Raw genomic sequence first — 18,080 nt, 5'->3', positions numbered from 1 at the left:
TAGATCCAAAGAATGAGCGCACGGCGTCTTCGACGAACGGCCGGGGGGCCTGTTAACTATGACGAACCAGGACAAACGCGCGTCTCAAAATGTAGTCCACCATATGATCGGTCCAGGGAAGGCGACCCTTACCGAAGTAGGGTGGGTTGCGGGACCGCCGGTGGGCCGGCCGATCCCGAGCCGCCGCCCCGAGGGAGGTCCAGTTCAGTGACCCAGGTCAGTAGCCCAGCCGAAAGGGCCGACGAGGCCAGTGAGGCTGTCGTCGGGGAACAACGAATCCCCGTGTCCGACACAGCGGGCGGCACCGGCGAGAAAGAGGTACGCCGCCTGGACCGGGTAATCATCCGGTTCGCGGGTGACTCCGGTGACGGCATGCAGCTCACCGGTGACCGCTTCACCTCCGAGACCGCGTCCTTCGGGAACGACCTCTCGACGCTGCCCAACTTCCCGGCCGAGATCCGGGCCCCCGCAGGAACCCTGCCGGGCGTCTCCTCGTTCCAGCTGCACTTCGCCGACCACGACATCCTCACACCGGGCGACGCGCCGAACGTGCTGGTCGCGATGAACCCGGCCGCACTCAAGGCCAACATCGCCGACGTGCCGCGCGGCGCCGAAATCATCGTCAACACCGATGAGTTCACCAAGCGGCCGATGGCGAAGGTCGGTTACGAGACGAGTCCGCTGGAGGACGGGTCGCTGGAGGCGTACAACGTCCATCCGGTGCCGCTCACCACGCTGACCGTCGAGGCGCTCAAGGAGTACGGGCTCTCCCGCAAGGAGGCCGAGCGCTCGAAGAACATGTTCGCGCTCGGGCTGCTGTCGTGGATGTACCACCGGCCGACCGAGGGCACCGAGAAGTTCCTGCGGCAGAAGTTCGCCAAGAAGCCGCAGATCGCCGAGGCGAACGTGGCGGCCTTCCGGGCCGGCTGGAACTTCGGCGAGACCACCGAGGACTTCGCGGTGAGCTACGAGGTGGCTCCCGCCTCGCAGGCGTTCCCCACGGGCACGTACCGCAACATCTCCGGCAACCTCGCCCTCTCCTACGGGCTCATCGCCGCCGGCAAGCAGGCCGACCTGCCGCTGTATCTGGGTTCGTACCCGATCACCCCGGCCTCGGACATCCTGCACGAGCTCAGCAAGCACAAGAACTTCGGCGTGCGGACCTTCCAGGCCGAGGACGAGATCGCGGGCATCGGCGCCGCGCTCGGCGCCGCGTTCGGCGGTTCGCTCGCGGTGACGACCACGTCCGGTCCGGGTGTGGCGCTCAAGTCGGAGGCCATCGGGCTCGCGGTCTCGCTCGAACTGCCGCTGCTCATCGTCGACATCCAGCGCGGCGGCCCCTCCACGGGTCTGCCCACCAAGACCGAACAGGCCGACCTGCTCCAGGCGATGTTCGGGCGCAACGGCGAGGCCCCGGTCCCGATCGTGGCGCCGCGGACCCCGGCCGACTGCTTCGACGCGGCGATCGACGCCGCCCGGATCGCGCTGACCTACCGCACCCCGGTGTTCCTGCTCTCCGACGGCTACCTCGCCAACGGCTCCGAGCCCTGGCGGATCCCCGAGGTCGACCAGCTCCCCGACCTGCGCGTGCAGTTCGCCACCGGACCCAACCACGAACTGGCCGACGGCACCGAGGTGTTCTGGCCGTACAAGCGCGACCCGCACACCCTGGCCCGCCCCTGGGCCGTGCCCGGAACGCCCGGTCTCGAACACCGCATCGGCGGCATCGAGAAGCAGGACGGCACGGGCAACATCTCCTACGACCCCGCCAACCACGACTTCATGGTCCGCACCCGCCAGGCCAAGATCGACGGCATCGAGGTGCCCGACCTGGAGGTCGACGACCCCGCGGGCGCCAGGACCCTGGTGCTGGGCTGGGGTTCGACGTACGGACCGATCACCGCCGCCGTACGCCGGCTGCGGGCCGCCGGAGCGCCCATCGCCCAGGCCCACCTGCGCCACCTCAACCCCTTCCCGAGGAATCTCGGCGAGGTGCTGAAGCGTTACGACAAGGTGGTCGTCCCCGAGATGAACCTCGGTCAGCTGGCCATGCTGCTCCGGGCGAAGTATCTGGTCGACGCCCACAGCTTCAACCAGGTCAACGGAATGCCGTTCAAGGCCGAGCAGCTCGCCACAGCTCTCAAGGAGGCCATCGATGCCTGACACCAACGAGCTTCTTCAGCTGGTGCCCAAGGCCGAGGCAAAGCAGTCCATGAAGGACTTCAAGTCCGATCAGGAAGTGCGCTGGTGCCCGGGCTGCGGTGACTACGCGGTCCTCGCCGCCGTCCAGGGCTTCATGCCCGAGCTGGGCCTGGCGAAGGAGAACATCACCTTCGTCTCCGGCATCGGCTGCTCCTCCCGCTTCCCGTACTACATGAACACGTACGGGATGCACTCCATCCACGGCCGCGCCCCCTCCATCGCGACCGGGCTGGCCACCTCGCGACGCGACCTGTCGGTCTGGGTCGTCACCGGTGACGGCGACGCGCTGTCCATCGGCGGCAACCACCTGATCCACGCGCTGCGACGCAACGTCAACCTGAAGATCCTGCTGTTCAACAACCGGATCTACGGGCTGACGAAGGGCCAGTACAGCCCCACGTCCGAGGTCGGCAAGATCACCAAGTCGACGCCGATGGGCTCGCTGGACGCGCCCTTCAACCCGGTGTCGCTGGCGATCGGCGCGGAGGCGACCTTCGTCGCGCGCACCGTCGACTCCGACCGCAAGCACCTCACGAGCGTGCTGCGCGCGGCGGCCGACCACCCCGGTACGGCGCTGGTGGAGATCTACCAGAACTGCAACATCTTCAACGACGGCGCCTTCGAGGTCCTGAAAGACAAGGACCAGGCGCAGGACGCGGTGATCCGGCTGGAGCACGGGCAGCCGATCCGCTTCGGCGTGGACGACGCGAAGGGTGTCGTACGGGACACGGTCACCGGCGATCTGTTGGTGGTCGCGGTCACCGAGGAGAACCAGTCGCAGATCCTGGTCCACGACGCGCACTCCGCGTCGCCGTCCACGGCCTTCGCGCTCTCCCGGCTCGCCGACCCGGACACCCTGCACCACACCCCCATCGGGGTGCTGCGCAGTGTCGTCAGGCCGGTCTACGACACCCTGATGTCGGAGCAGCTGGACACCGCCATCGAGCGGGACGGCAAGGGCGACCTGAGCGCGCTGCTCGCGGGCAGCGACACCTGGACGGTCGTCGGCTGACCGGCGCACCACCACGCACCACGCGTCACCCAGAGGCCCGGGGCCGACCGAACGGTCAGCTCCGGGCCTCGTCGTATGCCTCCCGAGCCGCCTGTACGGCGGGTACGCGGCTCTCCGTCCAGCGCGCCAGCGCCCACACCTGCTCGGCGGCCTCCCTGCCGAGCGGGGTGAGCGAGTAGTCCACCCGCGGCGGGATCACGGGCTTGGCGTCCCGGTCGACGAAGCCGTCGCGCTCCAGCGTCTGCAAGGTCTGGGCGAGCATCTTCTCGCTGACCCCGTCGACCTTGCGGCGCAGCTCGCTGAAGCGGTACGAGCGCTCCAGCAGCGCGGCGAGCACGAGGACGCCCCAGCGGCTCGTGACGTGTTCCAGCACCAGCCGGGAGGGGCACATCTGCCGGTTGACGTCGGGGATTCTGTCCATCGGACTAACGGTCATGCCAGTACCTTACTTCAAAGTGGGTACTTTCCCAGAGTTAGTACCATCCGTAAGGTGAGGACCCGAAGCCGGTAACGGATCAGAAGCACCACGAAGGAGCAGCCCCCCATGAGCATCGTTGTCACCGGAGCCACCGGAGCGCTCGGCCGCCTCGTCATCGACCAGCTGCTCGCCACCGTCCCCGCCGGGTCGGTCGCCGCCGTCGTCCGTGACAAGGAGAAGGCCGCCGGCCTCCTCGCGCGGGGAGTCGAGCTGCGCATCGCGGACTACGACCGCCCCGAGACGCTCGCCGAAGCCTTCCGGGCCGGCGACCGGGTGCTGCTCATCTCCGGCAACGAGGTGGGCCGGCGGACTCCGCAGCACGCCGCCGTGATCGACGCGGCCAAGGCGGCGGGCGTCGCCCAGCTCGCGTACACCGGCGTACTGGGCGGGCCCGGGGCCGACTTCGAGCTGGCCGCCGAGCACAAGGCCACCGAGCAGCTGATCCTCGAATCGGGGCTGCCGTACACCTTCCTGCGCAACGGCTGGTACACGGAGAACTACACGGGGAATCTGGCGCCGGTCCTGGAGCACGGCGCCGTGGTCGCCAACGCGGGCGAGGGTCGCGTCGCATCCGCCGCCCGCGCCGACTACGCAGCGGCCGCCGCGGCGGTGCTCACGGGCGAGGGCCACCTGGGCGCCGCGTACGAGCTGAGCGGCGATGTCGCCTGGTCCCTCGCGGAGTACGCGGCGACGGTCGGCGCGGCGGCCGGCAAGGAGATCGCGTACAACAACGTCCCGGCCGCCGTGCACCAGGAGATCCTGGTCGGCGCGGGGCTGCCCGAGGGCTTCGCGGCGATCCTCGTCGATGTCGACGAGGCGATCGGCCGCGGGCTGCTCGCGGGGACGAGCGGCGAGCTGGCCCGGCTGATCGGCCGGCCGACGACGCCGCTCGCGGAGACGGTGAAGGCAGCGGTCGCGAGCGCCTGACCCGTTTGGTCGGGGTCGCGGCGGTCAGGGCCGTACGGACCGGGCGACGCGGAATCCCACGTCGTCGATCCGGAAGGTGGGGTGGCTGCGCCGCCGCACCGAGGCCCGGCAGCTCCAGGGCTCGTCGAACCAGCCGCCGCCCCGCAGCACCCGGTAGGAGCCGTAGACCTCGGCGTCGTAGACGTCCCAGCACCACTCCCAGACGTTGCCGAGCATGTCGTACAGACCCCAGGAGTTGGGCTCCTTGCCGCCCACCTCGTGGATGCGCTCCGCCGAGTTGGCGCGGTGCCAGGCGATCGCGTCGAGCTGCCCGTACCTCGCCCCGTCCGTACCGGCGCGGCACGCGTGCTCCCACTCGGCCTCGGTCGGCAGCCGGTATCCGTCGGCCGCGGGGTCCCACTCGACGGCCTCTGGGCGGCCCGGTTCGACGGCGTACGCGGGCGCGTACCCCTCCTGGCGCGACAGGGCGTTGCAGAACTCGACCGCGTCCAGCCACGAGACGCCCTCGACGGGCACGCGATCACCCTTGGCGGTGCCCGGCCGGAGGCCGGTGACCTCCGCGTACCGCCCCTGGGTCACCGGGAACGCCGCGAGCAGGTAGGGCGCGAGCTCCACCGGCCAACTGCGCCGCGTACGCCGGTCGGACAGCGTCACCCGCCCCGGCGGAACGGCGACCATCTCGTTCTCAGCGCTCTCGTCCATGAGCCGGAGAGCATAGCCGTTCATGGACGTCATGACCGTTTCCCTGAGACGGCCATGACACAGCACCCCTGACGGCGCTACCTTCGTCAGGTCGGCCGCCGGGCCGACGAGGACGCCGGGAGGGCCCGTGCAGGGGAAGAACGAACAGCGGGCAGGACTGCTGTACGGAATCGGCGCATACGGAATGTGGGGAATCGTCCCGCTCTTCTGGCCGCTGATGAAGCCCTCCGGGGCGGTCGAGATCCTGGCCCACCGGATGGTCTGGTCGCTGGGCGTCGTAGGCATCGCCCTTCTTCTCGTACGCCGCTGGGCCTGGATCGGTGAACTGCTGCGGCAGCCCCGCAAGCTGGGCCTCATAGCGATAGCCGCGGCCGTCATCACGGTCAACTGGGGGCTGTACATCTGGGCCGTGAACAACGGCCAGGTCGTCGAGGCCTCGCTCGGCTACTTCATCAATCCGCTGGTCACCATCGCGATGGGCGTCCTGCTCCTCGGCGAACGGCTGCGGCCCGCGCAGTGGGTGGCGGTCGCGACCGGATTCGCCGCGGTGCTGGTGCTCGCGATCGGGTACGGGCGACCGCCCTGGATCTCGCTGACGCTGGCGTTCTCCTTCGCGACGTACGGCCTGGTGAAGAAGAAGGTCAACATGGGCGGCCTGGAATCGCTGGCCGCCGAGACCGCGGTGCTCTTCCTGCCCGCACTCGGATTCCTGCTGTGGCTGGGGGCCACGGGCGAGGCGACGTTCACGGCCGGAGGCCCCTGGCACGGCGTGCTGCTCGCCGCCACGGGCATCGTCACGGCGGCCCCGCTGGTGTGCTTCGGCGCGGCGGCGATCCGCGTACCGCTGTCCACGCTGGGGCTGTTGCAGTACCTGGCGCCGGTCTTCCAGTTCGGGCTCGGCATCTTCTACTTCCACGAGGCGATGCCGCCCGAGCGCTGGGCCGGATTCTCGCTGGTGTGGCTGGCGCTGACGTTGCTGACCTGGGACGCGTTGCGGCAGGCACGGCGGACGAGGGCGCAGGCGGTGCGGCTGGCCGCAGCGGTGGCGAGTGCCGCCGCCTCCGCTCCGGGAGCGTCGCTGGACGCAGCGCCGGCCGACACGCCGGACGCAACACCTGACGCGGCGTCGGAGCCGTCGCCGGAATCCGGTGCGCCCAGGATCGCCACTTAGACGCTCAGCACGCGTCTTCTTCGGCGGGTGCCGCAGCCGTACGGCGGGCCCGGTGCGCCCGCACCTTGTGGCGGTTCCCGCAGCGCTCCATCGCGCACCAGCGCCGCCTGCCGGGGCGCGAGGTGTCGACGAAGAGCAGCGCGCAGTTATGGGCCTCGCAGACCCGGACCCGCTCGGCGAACGGACCGGTGAGGAGGTCCACGGCGTCGCGGGCGACCGTCGACAGAAGTCCGGTGCCGGTCGCCCCCGGCGCCCACTCCCGGCGGCCGTCGGCGCCGAGCCGGGCCACCAGCGGCGGGGCGGCGGCCACGGCGTTGACCGCCTCCAGGTCCCCCGGAGCCGGCTCCCGCCCCTCCACGCGGCTCCCGGTCAGCCTCCAGAGCGCGGCGCGCAGTTCGCGCGCGAGCTCCAGCTCCGCCGCGCTCACGGAGAGCGCGAGACCTGCGGGCAGCCGGCTCTCCCCCGCCCAGCGGACCAGGTCGGCTGGCTCGTGGAGCACCTCGTACACCGCGTACCGCCCGAGTCCGCCGGTGGGCAGCAACTCCAGGCACAGAGCGCCCGGGTCGAAGCGGAAGGGGCGCCCCTCCCGCGGCCGGAGCACCAGCCCCGGCGTGTCCCTTGCCGCTTCGGTCATGTAACCACTATAAACGGTTGCCATGACTCTGGAGTGGAAAGTCGTCATCGACGCAGCCGATCCGCACGCCCAGGCCGGCTTCTGGGCGGAAGCGCTGGGATACCTGGTGGAGGACAACAGCCCCCTGATCGAGGAGTTGCTCGGCATCGGGGCCGTGCCCGAATCGCAGACCACCCAGGCACACGGCCGCCGCGCCTGGCGCGACCTCGCGGCGGCCCGGCACCCTGACGATCCGTACGAGGAGAAGTCCGGCACGGGTCTCGGGCGCCGGCTGCTGTTCCAGCGCGTACCGGAGCCCAAGACGGTGAAGAACCGCGTCCACCTGGATCTGCACGCAGGTCCCGGACGCCGGGAGGCGGAGGTGGCCAGGGTGGTGGGGCTGGGGGCGAGCGTCGTGCGGAACGTCGAGGAGCAGGGAGGTTCCTGGACGGTGCTCACCGACCCCAACACTGCTAACTACCGGTTCTGAGAGACAGAGAGTCCCGCAGTACCGGGGAGCCCCGCACGGCACCAAAGCCGCACGGGGCGTTTTGCTGTTTAGGCCCGTCCGACTACGGGGCCCGTAGTTCGTCCTCGGGGGTCGGTCCCGCCCCGAGCTTCACGGCGTGTTCGGGGCAGGCGTAGAGGGTCGTTCCGGGTCCGCTGTTGCTCTGTATGTAGCGGACGGGGATTGGGGCGCGCGTGACGGTCTTGCACTCGACGCAGAGCGCGACACGTCCCGCGAGGACGACCGGGAACAGTTCTTCAACGTTCATGCCGACACCCCCGCAGCGGCGAACGCGGAAGCCGGGAATGGGGCTCCGGGGTACGTATATGGGTAGTCCACGCCGAGTGAGGCAAGTTCGGCAGCCCGGCGACGCTCACGGATGATGCCAAGTTCCAAGGTTGCATCCATGCGGCAGTACGGGCGGGTGAGTGCCACGTCTTCTCCGCGCAACGGGGCGTAGAGCGCTCGGACGTGCTCGGGGGTCGGTGTGGGCCACGGCTTGTTCCACGGGTTCACGGGGGCGGGCTTGGGCAGCTCGGCGAGGAATTCGGCGGTGTGGCGTCCGGGCCGGCGAGGGGCGAGGGCGGAGAGCACCCAAGCGAGGATGCGGCCGATAAGATTGCGCATGAGTCGTTCAGCTCCCATAAAGCTGTTCGGCGGAGCCCCGGCGGACCGGTCCTAAGCGGTCTTCCGGGGCGCTTTCGTGTTCGGAGAATCACGCTAAGCCAACTTGTCTAACTCGTCTACCTGTCTAGCTCGTCTGCCTGTCTAAGTCGCCCATGTTTGGCGGGTTGTCTACGCTCTCCCCATGCCAGAGAGCCCGAGCGATCCGAACGCCCCGCGAGCCCCGTACATGCGTGTTCGGGATGCCCTCGCGGCTGATATCGCGTCGGGCAAGTACGTACCGGGCAGCCCGCTTCCGAGCGAAGCCGAGTTGTGCGAGCGGTTCGGGGTGGCTCGGGAGACTGCCCGCCGTGCGGTGCGGGTGCTTCGGGAACGTGGGCTCGTCCGGACCGAGTGGGGTCGGGGCAGCTTTGTTGCCGAGCGAGCCGGCGAGGGCGAGCACCAGGGCGACGCATAGCCCGCTGTGCGGGTAGGGGGAATCAGTGCGTACGACGAGCCACGGTGTACGCCACGGGGCCAGCGAGCCCCGTCCGGACCCCATCCGTCATGTCCACGATTTCGAACCCGGCTGCCGTTGCGTATTGCTCTAGTTCGCGAGGGAACAGAACTCGCCGTTGGATGTCATCGCAAGCCCGCTCCCCAGACGCAAGAACCCATTCCCGGCGCAGAGTGTTGATTTGGGTTCGTAGGTCCCACTCATAGCGGATGGTGACAGTTGCGGGCCCGTCCGGGGTGTTCACGATGGCTTGGGTCGGCTCGGTCTGCGTGGTCGGCCATACAGGCGAGCAGAGCACCAGGATTCCCCCGGAACGGGCGTGAACCGCGAACGTCGAGAACACGCGCCCGATGCTGCGGTTGTCATGGACGTACGCGAGCGAGTTTCCAAGGCACGTCACAGCGTCCATGCGCTTCCCGAGCCGCACCGTGCGCATGTCCCCAACCTGGAAGTCCAGCCCCGGACGTACACGGCGGGCGTACTCCACCATCCCGGGTTGGAGATCAACCCCCACGCACCCATAGCGCTTGGCAAGGATTTCGACGTCTCGTCCGGTCCCGCACCCGAAATCCACGAGCGTGCGCGCGTCGGGGCGGTGCCGTTCGATCAGCGCTTGACACGTCTCCGCGCTGCCAGAGTCCGACTGCACCGCGTCATAGAGCCCGGGTCGCCGGTAGAAGACGTTCGTATCTTCCATGCGCCTAGCTTCCGTGTCGGGGCTCGTCATGTCAGCGTCCGCAACCCGACTTCCAGGGCGAGCACGTCGCACAGCAGATCGGGGACCGTGGGGGCACTCTCGGCGTGCTCTCTGGCGTGCGCGAGAGCCTTGCCGTCAACGTAGCCGAGATCAACGAGCAACGAGCCCCGCAACATGTCGTCCAGTACAGGCAGCCCAAACGAGCGTAGTCCCGACTCCATGACCGCTAGGAAGTTCTCGGGCTCCGCCGGCTTGGCGACCGAGCGAGACAGACCCGCGCGGCGCAGACGAGCGCGGAACATGGCCTTACCGCGCTTGTGCTCGTGCGGGAGCTGTTCCATGAACCGGACGATTCGGGGATGGGTGAGCGGGGACACGGGCCAGATGCCGCGCCGCAGGAATCCGGGGTTATGCATCCCGAAGCCAATAAGGCTCGGGAGCGGCAGCATGGGCATGGGTGCCAACGCTTGGCCAACGTCCCCGAGCGCATCCACGGAACGCTTCCCGAGCCACGGAACCAAGGGCGGGTCCGGCAAGCGGGTGTCGGTCCGCGAGTGGTGCGCGTTGATCTCGTCGCCACCGGTTCCGGTGAACATCACTTCGCATTGCCGTGCGGCTGCCTGGTCGCGCAACACGTCAAACGCCTCTTGGTAGAACGCCCCGGCAGGGTCGTGCGGCTGCCGTAGCGAACGGACACCCCCCGGCACGAACGGCGGGTGTTGCGGTGCGGGAATCGTCGTGTCCCGAAACCCGCAGCACTCCAAGATTGCCGCGCGCCTGTCACGCTGTGCCGTGCCGATAGAACCACCCATGAGCAACCCGAACGAGTGCACGCGGGGGAAGTCGTGCGCGTGGACAGAGAGCGCCACGTTCGCCGAGTCGGCTCCGCCGGACAGCTCCACCCCAACGTGACCGGTCACCGTGGGAGCGTCCGCAACCACCCGAGTCAACAGGTTGCCGAAGATGTCCACCGGATCAATGCCGGGCCGGAGGGTCCGGGGCTCTAGCACGTGCTCGGCGGGCTCCGGGTAGTGCACGGACAACCCCGCAGCATTGAACACGGCGGTAGCACGCTCGGTGAGCTGGTACACCCCTTCAAACAGCGTGTCCGCGGTGTACCGGTGTTGTCGCGTTAGCGTCCGCGCAACCACGCGAGGAACAAGCCGGTCCGTGCGGAGGTAGGGGCGTAGGTCCACGAGATCCCATGACCCGTACAGCACGTCCCCCGCGGCGACAAGGTACACCGGAGCCGTGCCAAACATTCCCGCGGCCAACTGGACTTCATCAGGTCTCATGTTGAGAGACAGATAGTCCGGGTCATCTTCCTTGTTCTCGCGGACGAGTAGGTGTGCCACGGGGGGCTGGTCGTTGAACACGTTCGTCAGCGCGGCAACGTTCGCCGGCTTGACCCAACTGGACCCCGTGGACCACGTGTCGCCGAAGCGCACCCAACGCGGATCGCGTAGATCCCGCAGGCGTAGAGACAGTGAGAGCACTTGACCACTCCTTAAAGTCGAACGGCGGGGCGAGGCTCGATCAGCCCCACCCCGCCGCACTACGGAACCGGTGACCGTTAGGCGGTCACGGAGCAGTGGTCACCGTTGTTGTCGCCACCGCCGGGCATCTTGTCCATGAGACCGGCGTCCGTGCTCGGCACACCGGTGATCAGGTCGCCAGTGAACAGCTCGTCTACGTTCACGATGTATCTCCTAGGGTTGCTGCTACTACGCGGCGGTTGCCGCGCAGTGGAACCCGTCCGGCTGCCCCCCTTCCTGTGTGCAGAGCAGCCGGACGGGGGCTTATCGGTGGTAGCGCTGCCGTGGGGGCAGCACCGCCCCTTGCCGGGGCACGCCCCATGACTCGGGCCTACGGTCCGAATTGGGCGTCGCGGGCGGAACGAGCGCGTGTGTCTCTCGCGTCAACGGTTCCTCTTTGGGTCGTGACCCATCCTGGTCGCCCGTGGGGGAGCCACTGCGAACGCGACCAGGACGGGGGCTTGTGGGGTCAGGCATGAGCAAGCACCCCGCGGACGGGAAGCGGACTCGGAACGAACAGCGGGTAAGCGGTGAGCGCGAACCAACAGGTGTCGTCATGTGCCAGGAACTCATACGGGCGCCCCGTGGTGAGCTGGTGGAACGCGTCGCCCCGGTGCTCGTCGTCCTCGGCCCAAAACCGAAGCTCGGCGGGTGCGTCCCTGTTGGCGTGCGTGACCGATTGAAGCGCTTGGGGCGGTACCCACTCGGCGAACGGGGACGGGTCCAGCGCATCGGCGAACCGGTGTGCCTGGCCCCGTAAAAAACGGAGAGCCCGGCGAGCGCTCCGCACATCGAGACCCCCGAGAAAGACGGTCGTCTCAGCGTCTCCCGCGTACACCTCGGCCCGGAACTGGAACGTGTCCGTCATGCGGCACGCTCCCCGTTCGGGCGGACCATGGCTTGCAGCGTCTCGCCTGCCACGTCCACGGCGTCCGCGAACGCTTCCAGCTCGGCCACTGCGGAAGCACGCTCCGCGATTGCAGCGTCCAGCCCGGCGAGGAACAACGCTCGGGAGTCAGGGTCCGTCGCGATCCGGTCCAGCTCGAACAGCTCGGCTCGGTACCGCTGCGGAGTGAGCGCGGTCATGATCCGAGGGAAACGGGCCCGTAACCGGATCTCCGCAGCCCCCGCAGCAAGGGCGAAGCGAGCGGGTAAGCGGGTCGGGGTGGTCACAGCAACTCACCCCGGCTTCGGGCGTTGTCGGCTAGCAGCCGCTCTATCGAGTCGGCGGGGCGGACATGCTTGGGCTCCGCTTCCCACTCGGCTCCGCCACCGATGGGCCGCAGTGACCAGTACGGGCCGGCGACCCCGCGGAACTCTCCGACGCGGCTACGGCTCGTGTCCACGATCAGCGCACCCCTGGAGGGCGGTACCGGCTCTGTATTCACTCGCCTATGTCCCTTCCGCTGCGAACCCGTCTGTTCGCTCTAGGCAACCGCCTGATCACGCCCAGCGGTACTGTTGGGAAGCGCACAAGGATTAAGAGCGTTAAGCGCTTAAAGCAGTCGTGCATGGGGAGTTGAACGACCGTGGGCACCAGCGAGCCGAACACAGGACTACAGCGCCTGTTCCGCGAGACCGGGTGGACGCTGCGGCAGTGTGCGCAAGCCATCAACCGCGTTGGGACCGAGCGCGGCACACCGAAGCAGTACCGTGCACCTTCCGTTCACCAGTGGTTAAGCGGGAGCGTGCCGCGCGATGACGCCCGGCCACTGATCTTGGAAGCGTTCGCCCGGAGACTCGGGCGGCCCGTCACGTATGCGGAAGTCAGCTTCCCGGCCCCCGAGAGAGGGACGGAGGCAACACAGTCCAGCACGGTTGACGGGATCATTGATCTCGGAAGGCTGGACATGGACCCTTCCCGCCGTAGCGTGCTTAGCGTCGCTCTGTTCTCCGTCGCACTCACAGTCCCCGACTGGCCGGATGTGGTGGGGCGTATGGAAGCCGCGCAGAAGGGCACCCGGACCCGCATCGGCATGTCTGACGTGCACACGGTGTCTGCCATGACGGAACAGCTCTCATCGATGGACGATCAGTTTGGGGGCCGGACCGCTCGTCCCCTTGCCGCAACCTTCCTGGTAAACACGGTTGCGCCGTTCCTACGGGCGAGCGGCCCCGAGGACGTGCGGAAAGCAATGATGTCCGCGGCGTCCGATCTTTGCTACCTCACCGGTTACATGGCCGTTGATGAGGGTTTGCACGGGCTAGCACAGCGCTACTACCTCCAAGCGCTAGAGCTTGCAGGAGCATCGGAAGATCACTTGACGTTCTGCACCACGCTTCGGGGCATGAGCGTGCAAGCGGTAGACCTGAATCAAGGGCCGATGGCAATGCGGCTCGCGGACGCTGCGGCAGCTTCCTCCCCGCAGGCTGGCCCCCGGATGCGCGCCTTCCTCGCCGGCCAGCAGGCACACGCAGCGGCACAGATCGGGGACCGCCGGTCCGCGCGCAAGTACTTGCAGGAAGCCGAAGTTGCCATGGACAAGGCAGAGTCCCATGGGAAGGTGTTCGGCTCGTACGACCCCGCCTCACTCAACTACCACACCGCCCAAGTGCGGTTCGAAATGGGAGACGTCCACGGCGCTGTTGCTGCCATGCAGGAATCGGACCGACTTCGGTACAGCATCTATCGGCGCACGCGCGTCAAGGAACGGGCAATCCTCGCCGAGCGGCAACTAGCCGTGGGGCATCTCGAAGCCGCATGCAAGACGTGGGGGCTCGCGCTAGACGATTACCCGCTAGTCAACTCGGGGCGCATCGATAAGCGGATGACGGACATGTTCAACCTCATCCGCCCCCATAGCCGAAACCATGACGTCCAAGGACTGTACGAACGTGCACGCGAGACTGTCCGGCCCGAACTAATCCCCGCATGAGGAAAGCCCCGCCGCACCTCCAATGATGGAAGTACGGCGGGGCGTTGGTCACGCTGCCCGGCGGTAGCGCTCGGGACGTGCGAGGGTGCCGAAGCTGAGTACGGCGGGAGGGTCCTGGTCGGGCTCGCGGTCTGTGAGATACACGCCCCAACCCTCGCTGGTGCGGGACACAGGGATGCGGTGCACAGACACTCCAAATCGCTCCGTGAGCCGAGCGCGGACAAGCACGGCAGCGAGCCGCGAAGCTACGGCGGTAGCGTCGTTGCGCTCGTCGTACCCGTCTACGAACCTTCGCCGGCTGTCTGTGGCAGTCATGCGACCAGCGCCAACGGAGTATTCGGGCGGCGCGCTATCGGGAAGTGCTGGCCATAGGCACATGCGGTCATGGGCTCGTCGTGCTGGACCCAGAGTCCACACGTGTGCTGGACCCATTCCACGGACCCAACCAAGCATGCCGTTTCGGGGTCGCGTGCGAGCAGCCGGAACCCCACCCAGGCAGCGCCGCGAAGCAGCCGCGAGACCAACCCACCCTGGGACACCAGGACCCGCGTCAGGTCCTCGCATGACTTGATTTGGTCCACTCCAAGTACCTCGGGCAGCACGCCACACGGCATCCACATGCCGAGTTCGGCGGGAACTTCTACTTTTGTCTGTACCTCGTAACCCTTGCTGTGCGTGACCATTCCCTCACACTAGTACACGCGTTCGATAAGCGGAAGCCTCATTTGCCCCGTGGCGTGGATCACACGATGGCACCCGCTAATCAGACCGTCCAGTTTTTTCTTACGTCTGACCTGCGTTGACTGCGTACATGCCAAGTCGCTCTGTTCGTCCGCGAAGCAGGCGCCGGACCTGTTCGACCCCGTAACGGAGCGTGCACCAGCGACCCGCCCCACAGCGCACTTCCGGGGACTTCACATCACCCGGCGGATTCCAGACAGCAGCCGGACACCCTCGGCAGCTCGGCGGGTCACCGTGGCAACGGTCCGCCCCGCACCGTCCCGAACGTGAATGTCCACCAGTTCACCGCAGCGGGTCACGGTCACCGTGCCCCCGTCCCTGGTCGCCATGGTCACCATGCGCGTGCACCAGCTCGGTACAGCTCGGCGAACCGCTTGGAACCCTTGGTGCGGGCTTGCTGGACTTGATAGCGGGTCGCCCCCATGTCCGCGGCCAACTCGTCGTCATCGGCTCCGGGCTGGTATATGGCGACCGGGGCAATGCCGAACCCGGCTTTGAGGACGTGCCGTTGACGCTCGGAGAGAGCCCCCAATGTCTTGTGCACCTGGTCCCGGATGACGGTCCGGCGGTGCGATGCGATATCCGCCGCGGTGATCAGCTCGGCGGGGGTTCCGGTCTCGCGCTCCACCTTTTCGGCGAGGGTGAGCGGCTGTCCGTCCTCGCCGGAAACCGGGCGGTCCAAGTAGTCCAGCCCGAGCCACGAAAGCCGAGCCCCGTAAGCGTGCTCCGGGCTCATCTTGCGGTCACCCATGGCGGGGCTGGTGGCAATCCGCTCGGCTTCGTACGGGTCGCCGGCTGCCAGCACTAGGGCGGTTTCAAAGTCCTTTGCGGCTCGCGCAGTGACTCCGGGGCGAGTCTCTGCCCGCAGTGCGTCCAGCATTGCCGCGCTCACATGGCGGTCTATGTATGCCATGAATGCTTGCGGGGTGTCGCCGTCGAACTTGGATATGCATTGCCAAACGGCTATGCGTCCGGTCTGCGCGAGGTCTTCCGCGAGGGTGTTGCCGTTCTCCATTGCGGAGCCCGCATAGTGCCGGGCTCGGGCATTTACCAGGGATTCGGTTTCCCTGATGACCGATGAAACGGCTTCCAAGTCGTTGGACTTGGCCGCTGCAATTTGGGTGTGCGTAAGGTGCGTCATGGACCGTCGCTCCGTGTCTCGGGGGCTTTGGTCCCTGTGGGGACCAAGGAATTCCCGGAACGGAGCGCGAGGGGTCAATAAAGGAACCCACGGCTCTATGCAATGCGCGTTGTAAAGGGCATGAAAATGCCCCGTCCCGGATTAGCAGGACGGGGCTTGCGCATTGCCGTATCGCTGCGTGGCAATGAACTTAGGTATATGCCAGCAGCACAGCACTGCACATAAGACGGGCATAGCTACGCAGAGGCGCACATACCCCATGGATTGACACATCAGCCGCAACGTTCGATGACGCTCGGCCAGATAGTTACCGTTAACGACTACGGCTTGTCATTGAATGTGGAGAGGTGATGGATACCGTGGCCAGGTCGTGATCAGCGACAACGCAACTAACGAGAATGCGAAAACGTCGCCCGGCGGCTTTCTGCTAACTCTCCGTATAGCGGTGACGGGGCGTGATCAGAAGTCGGCCCCGTACAGCGAGCCCCACGACCGTCCGCCGATCTCTGCATCCGCCACGATGGGCACCCCGTAGAGATTCATGGTCATGCACTTCTCAAACTCTCGGGCGAACTCCTGCGCTTCCCGCTCGGGCACCGAAGCCAACAGCTCGTCATGAATTGGGAGACGGCAAAAGTCGAGCAATCCGGCACTCTCGACATTCAACATGGCTTGCCCGAGTAGATCCCTCGCGGCACTCTGGCACGCGTAGTTCACAACGCTGTACGTACGGTCCCGGTCGAGCGGAAGCCGGCGACCGGTAGCCGAGATAAGGACCATGCCGTTTTGGAAAGCCTGCCGCTGCCACCGCGAGGACGCCCGTTTGATCTCCGGGAAAGCCCGGTCGTACGCGCTAACCGCTTGCGCAATCTCGGCTTCGCTCGCCCCGGTCTGTTTGGCAATGGTGGCGACTCCGCCCCCATAAACCTTTCCGAAACCGGCCCCCTTGAATACCTTCCGGTCCTTGGGAGTGGCGTTCTCGCCCTTGATGAGCTTTGCCGTGAACGTGTGAATGTCGAACTCGTCGCCACCGTTCACGAACCCTTCCGTCATGCGGCGTACCTTGGCGAGAGCTGCCAGAACCCGCATTTCCACGGCTTGAAAGTCCGTGCTGACCACGACGTGACCGGGCTCGGCGAGGATCGCGCGCCGGATGACGTGATCCGAGGACGGAAGTTGGTGGAGTCCCGCCGTGACACTCATACGTCCTGTCCTCGCGGCGAGCGGGGAAATGGTGGGGTGGATGCGTCCCGCGGCGGACGCTTTGGACAGGAAGGCTTCCGCGTACGTAACGCCCCACTTGGAAGCCCGCTTGGCCCGTAGCACGGCGTCCGCGAGCGGGTTGGGCTCTCGGGCCCCGATGCGCTGCCAGTCCCGGTCGAGGTCTGCGAGCGGCAACAAGACGGTCTTGTCGGTCGAGAGCGCTCCGCCCTTTGTGCGGTCCGTGAGCCGTTCGCCCATGCCCAAGAGGGCTTCCGCCACCTGGGCAGAGCTGCCTACCTTGGCTACCCCGTAGCGGGCTGCCATGGACGCGAACTGTTCGGCTTCCTTGGCGAGCCGGCGAGCGAGCGGCGCGGCGTACTCCTGGTCCACCAGCAACCCGGCACGCTGCATGACCGCACACATGCGGGCTATCTCGTGCTCGTACGTCACCAGCTCGGCGCGCACGGACAGCCGGTCCAGCTCTCGCCGAAGCATCGGGTACAGGCGAGCGGTGTAAATGACGTCAAGTCCCGCGTACAGGAGGTAGGTCGGGTGCGTGAGCGGGATGTTCGCCCACCCGGTTTCCTTGGTGAACCCCAAGCTGTTGAACACCTTGGTAAGCCCGTTCTGCGTGTCCGGGGCCGCGGGGTCCACCCAATATGCAGAAAGAGGCTTCAACGCGGTTCCTATGCCGCCCTCGGACGGCTGCCGTGGATCAATAAGGGCCGCTAGTACGCGAGTGTCTGTGGTCCACGGCGCGAGGTCTTCCAAGCGCGTTTCCGCGTGCTCGTCCAAGACGAGCCAATCGAAAATGGCGTTATGGATGAGCACTTGGCGACACCGCCGCAGTGCATCCCGTGCGTAGGAAGCGAAGTACCCCCCGCGCTCGTACAGCAACACCCAAGCGTCCCGCGCATCCCCAAATTGCACCGTGCGCAAGCGGTAGCCGGTCGAGTAGATATCGAGACCGGTTGTCTCGGTGTCCAACGCGATAGGTCCCCGCTCGCGTGCCCGGTAAAGCCACTTCCAGAACTCTGCGAGATCCTTTGTGTCCTCGGGCACGTGCACGGTTATGCGCTCGCCGGCTACGTCGTGATGGAACTCAAGCATTCCTCCCCCTAAACAAAAACGGACCGCCCACCCGTGATAGGTAG

Annotated in this window: 20 protein-coding genes; 7 read left to right on the top strand and 13 right to left on the bottom strand. The window is 67.1% G+C overall.

The window, feature by feature from the left end:
- The first annotated feature begins 207 nt into the window (after positions 1-207).
- Positions 208-2,163, top strand: coding sequence for a 2-oxoacid:acceptor oxidoreductase subunit alpha (locus ACWGO0_RS09555; protein WP_453530579.1), 1,956 nt, complete (start codon positions 208-210; stop codon positions 2,161-2,163).
- A complete protein-coding gene (locus ACWGO0_RS09550) occupies positions 2,156-3,214 on the top strand; it encodes a 2-oxoacid:ferredoxin oxidoreductase subunit beta (protein WP_453530576.1) in 1,059 nt (352 codons plus the stop codon). The genes ACWGO0_RS09555 and ACWGO0_RS09550 overlap by 8 nt, the downstream gene beginning before the upstream one ends.
- 55 nt (positions 3,215-3,269) lie before the next feature.
- Here ACWGO0_RS09550 and ACWGO0_RS09545 read toward each other — a convergent pair whose 3' ends face one another.
- Positions 3,270-3,650: a winged helix-turn-helix transcriptional regulator gene (locus ACWGO0_RS09545; protein WP_453530573.1), complete on the bottom strand. Its 381-nt coding sequence runs from the start codon at positions 3,648-3,650 to the stop codon at positions 3,270-3,272.
- A gap of 108 nt (positions 3,651-3,758) precedes the next feature.
- Between ACWGO0_RS09545 and ACWGO0_RS09540 the strand changes: the two genes are divergently transcribed.
- Positions 3,759-4,619, top strand: coding sequence for an NAD(P)H-binding protein (locus tag ACWGO0_RS09540; RefSeq protein WP_453530570.1), 861 nt, complete (start codon positions 3,759-3,761; stop codon positions 4,617-4,619).
- A gap of 24 nt (positions 4,620-4,643) precedes the next feature.
- Here ACWGO0_RS09540 and ACWGO0_RS09535 read toward each other — a convergent pair whose 3' ends face one another.
- On the bottom strand, positions 4,644-5,321 hold the full coding sequence (locus tag ACWGO0_RS09535) for a formylglycine-generating enzyme family protein (protein WP_453530723.1): 678 nt from the start codon (positions 5,319-5,321) through the stop codon (positions 4,644-4,646).
- Between the two features lie 127 nt (positions 5,322-5,448).
- Between ACWGO0_RS09535 and rarD the strand changes: the two genes are divergently transcribed.
- Positions 5,449-6,492 (top strand): EamA family transporter RarD, encoded by a 1,044-nt coding sequence (rarD, locus tag ACWGO0_RS09530; RefSeq protein WP_453530567.1) that lies wholly within the window; start codon positions 5,449-5,451, stop codon positions 6,490-6,492.
- Positions 6,493-6,496: 4 nt separating this feature from the next.
- Here rarD and ACWGO0_RS09525 read toward each other — a convergent pair whose 3' ends face one another.
- The gene (locus ACWGO0_RS09525) at positions 6,497-7,126 is read right to left on the bottom strand and encodes a CGNR zinc finger domain-containing protein (RefSeq protein ID WP_453530564.1); all 630 of its coding nucleotides are present in this window, start codon (positions 7,124-7,126) and stop codon (positions 6,497-6,499) included.
- Between the two features lie 22 nt (positions 7,127-7,148).
- Here ACWGO0_RS09525 and ACWGO0_RS09520 point away from each other — a divergent pair, with 22 nt between their 5' ends.
- Positions 7,149-7,595, top strand: a complete 447-nt coding sequence (locus tag ACWGO0_RS09520) for a VOC family protein (protein ID WP_453530561.1) — start codon at positions 7,149-7,151, stop codon at positions 7,593-7,595.
- A gap of 82 nt (positions 7,596-7,677) precedes the next feature.
- Here the strand turns inward: ACWGO0_RS09520 and ACWGO0_RS09515 are convergent, their stop codons facing one another.
- The gene (locus ACWGO0_RS09515) at positions 7,678-7,881 is read right to left on the bottom strand and encodes a hypothetical protein (RefSeq protein WP_453530558.1); all 204 of its coding nucleotides are present in this window, start codon (positions 7,879-7,881) and stop codon (positions 7,678-7,680) included.
- Positions 7,878-8,240, bottom strand: a complete 363-nt coding sequence (locus ACWGO0_RS09510; protein WP_453530555.1) for a hypothetical protein — start codon at positions 8,238-8,240, stop codon at positions 7,878-7,880. Before ACWGO0_RS09510 ends, ACWGO0_RS09515 begins: the two co-directional genes overlap by 4 nt.
- Positions 8,241-8,421: 181 nt before the next feature.
- Between ACWGO0_RS09510 and ACWGO0_RS09505 the strand changes: the two genes are divergently transcribed.
- A complete protein-coding gene (locus tag ACWGO0_RS09505; RefSeq protein WP_453530552.1) occupies positions 8,422-8,694 on the top strand; it encodes a GntR family transcriptional regulator in 273 nt (90 codons plus the stop codon).
- A 22-nt stretch (positions 8,695-8,716) separates the two neighbouring features.
- Here ACWGO0_RS09505 and ACWGO0_RS09500 read toward each other — a convergent pair whose 3' ends face one another.
- The 6 genes from ACWGO0_RS09500 to ACWGO0_RS09475 all read right to left on the bottom strand — a co-directional run bounded on the left by ACWGO0_RS09500 (position 8,717) and on the right by ACWGO0_RS09475 (position 12,353).
- Complete coding sequence (locus ACWGO0_RS09500; protein ID WP_453530549.1) at positions 8,717-9,430, bottom strand: class I SAM-dependent methyltransferase; 714 nt, start codon at positions 9,428-9,430, stop codon at positions 8,717-8,719.
- Positions 9,431-9,456: 26 nt separating this feature from the next.
- Positions 9,457-10,926, bottom strand: coding sequence for an asparagine synthase (locus ACWGO0_RS09495; protein ID WP_453530546.1), 1,470 nt, complete (start codon positions 10,924-10,926; stop codon positions 9,457-9,459).
- 77 nt (positions 10,927-11,003) lie between these two features.
- The gene (locus ACWGO0_RS09490) at positions 11,004-11,129 is read right to left on the bottom strand and encodes a hypothetical protein (RefSeq protein WP_453530543.1); all 126 of its coding nucleotides are present in this window, start codon (positions 11,127-11,129) and stop codon (positions 11,004-11,006) included.
- Positions 11,130-11,434: 305 nt separating this feature from the next.
- Entirely contained in the window at positions 11,435-11,833 is a 399-nt protein-coding gene (locus ACWGO0_RS09485; RefSeq protein ID WP_453530540.1) for a hypothetical protein, read from the bottom strand.
- Positions 11,830-12,051, bottom strand: coding sequence for a hypothetical protein (locus tag ACWGO0_RS09480; RefSeq protein ID WP_453530537.1), 222 nt, complete (start codon positions 12,049-12,051; stop codon positions 11,830-11,832). Before ACWGO0_RS09480 ends, ACWGO0_RS09485 begins: the two co-directional genes overlap by 4 nt.
- An 83-nt stretch (positions 12,052-12,134) precedes the next feature.
- A complete protein-coding gene (locus ACWGO0_RS09475) occupies positions 12,135-12,353 on the bottom strand; it encodes a hypothetical protein (protein ID WP_453530534.1) in 219 nt (72 codons plus the stop codon).
- 141 nt (positions 12,354-12,494) lie between these two features.
- On the opposite strand from ACWGO0_RS09475, the gene ACWGO0_RS09470 reads away from it, so the two are divergent.
- Positions 12,495-13,841 carry a tetratricopeptide repeat protein gene (locus ACWGO0_RS09470; RefSeq protein WP_453530531.1) on the top strand — a complete coding sequence of 449 codons (1,347 nt, stop codon included), beginning with the start codon at positions 12,495-12,497 and terminating at the stop codon, positions 13,839-13,841.
- 1,072 nt (positions 13,842-14,913) lie between these two features.
- On the opposite strand, the gene ACWGO0_RS09465 is transcribed toward ACWGO0_RS09470, so the two are convergent.
- Both ACWGO0_RS09465 and ACWGO0_RS09460 read right to left on the bottom strand, forming a co-directional pair.
- Positions 14,914-15,723 carry a sigma-70 family RNA polymerase sigma factor gene (locus ACWGO0_RS09465; RefSeq protein WP_453530528.1) on the bottom strand — a complete coding sequence of 270 codons (810 nt, stop codon included), beginning with the start codon at positions 15,721-15,723 and terminating at the stop codon, positions 14,914-14,916.
- A 459-nt stretch (positions 15,724-16,182) separates the two neighbouring features.
- A complete protein-coding gene (locus ACWGO0_RS09460) occupies positions 16,183-18,036 on the bottom strand; it encodes a DNA polymerase (RefSeq protein WP_453530525.1) in 1,854 nt (617 codons plus the stop codon).
- Positions 18,037-18,080: the final 44 nt, after the last annotated feature.

It is taken from the genome of Streptomyces sp. NPDC055749, from assembly GCF_053617235.1.
Note: the sequence above shows the minus strand (reverse complement) of the source record. Positions and strands in the feature narration are given on the sequence as shown.

Bases quoted from the DNA above. Each gene is read 5' to 3' on its own strand.
- ACWGO0_RS09480 (WP_453530537.1), bottom strand. From the start codon at position 12,051: ATGACCGCGCTCACTCCGCAGCGGTACCGAGCCGAGCTGTTCGAGCTG.
- ACWGO0_RS09540 (WP_453530570.1), top strand. From the start codon at position 3,759: ATGAGCATCGTTGTCACCGGAGCCACCGGAGCGCTCGGCCGCCTCGTC.
- ACWGO0_RS09535 (WP_453530723.1), bottom strand. From the start codon at position 5,321: ATGGACGAGAGCGCTGAGAACGAGATGGTCGCCGTTCCGCCGGGGCGG.
- ACWGO0_RS09485 (WP_453530540.1), bottom strand. From the start codon at position 11,833: ATGACGGACACGTTCCAGTTCCGGGCCGAGGTGTACGCGGGAGACGCT.
- ACWGO0_RS09500 (WP_453530549.1), bottom strand. From the start codon at position 9,430: ATGGAAGATACGAACGTCTTCTACCGGCGACCCGGGCTCTATGACGCG.
- ACWGO0_RS09520 (WP_453530561.1), top strand. From the start codon at position 7,149: ATGACTCTGGAGTGGAAAGTCGTCATCGACGCAGCCGATCCGCACGCC.
- ACWGO0_RS09550 (WP_453530576.1), top strand. From the start codon at position 2,156: ATGCCTGACACCAACGAGCTTCTTCAGCTGGTGCCCAAGGCCGAGGCA.
- ACWGO0_RS09505 (WP_453530552.1), top strand. From the start codon at position 8,422: ATGCCAGAGAGCCCGAGCGATCCGAACGCCCCGCGAGCCCCGTACATG.
- ACWGO0_RS09515 (WP_453530558.1), bottom strand. From the start codon at position 7,881: ATGAACGTTGAAGAACTGTTCCCGGTCGTCCTCGCGGGACGTGTCGCG.
- ACWGO0_RS09510 (WP_453530555.1), bottom strand. From the start codon at position 8,240: ATGCGCAATCTTATCGGCCGCATCCTCGCTTGGGTGCTCTCCGCCCTC.
- ACWGO0_RS09545 (WP_453530573.1), bottom strand. From the start codon at position 3,650: ATGACCGTTAGTCCGATGGACAGAATCCCCGACGTCAACCGGCAGATG.
- ACWGO0_RS09460 (WP_453530525.1), bottom strand. From the start codon at position 18,036: ATGCTTGAGTTCCATCACGACGTAGCCGGCGAGCGCATAACCGTGCAC.
- ACWGO0_RS09525 (WP_453530564.1), bottom strand. From the start codon at position 7,126: ATGACCGAAGCGGCAAGGGACACGCCGGGGCTGGTGCTCCGGCCGCGG.
- ACWGO0_RS09465 (WP_453530528.1), bottom strand. From the start codon at position 15,723: ATGACGCACCTTACGCACACCCAAATTGCAGCGGCCAAGTCCAACGAC.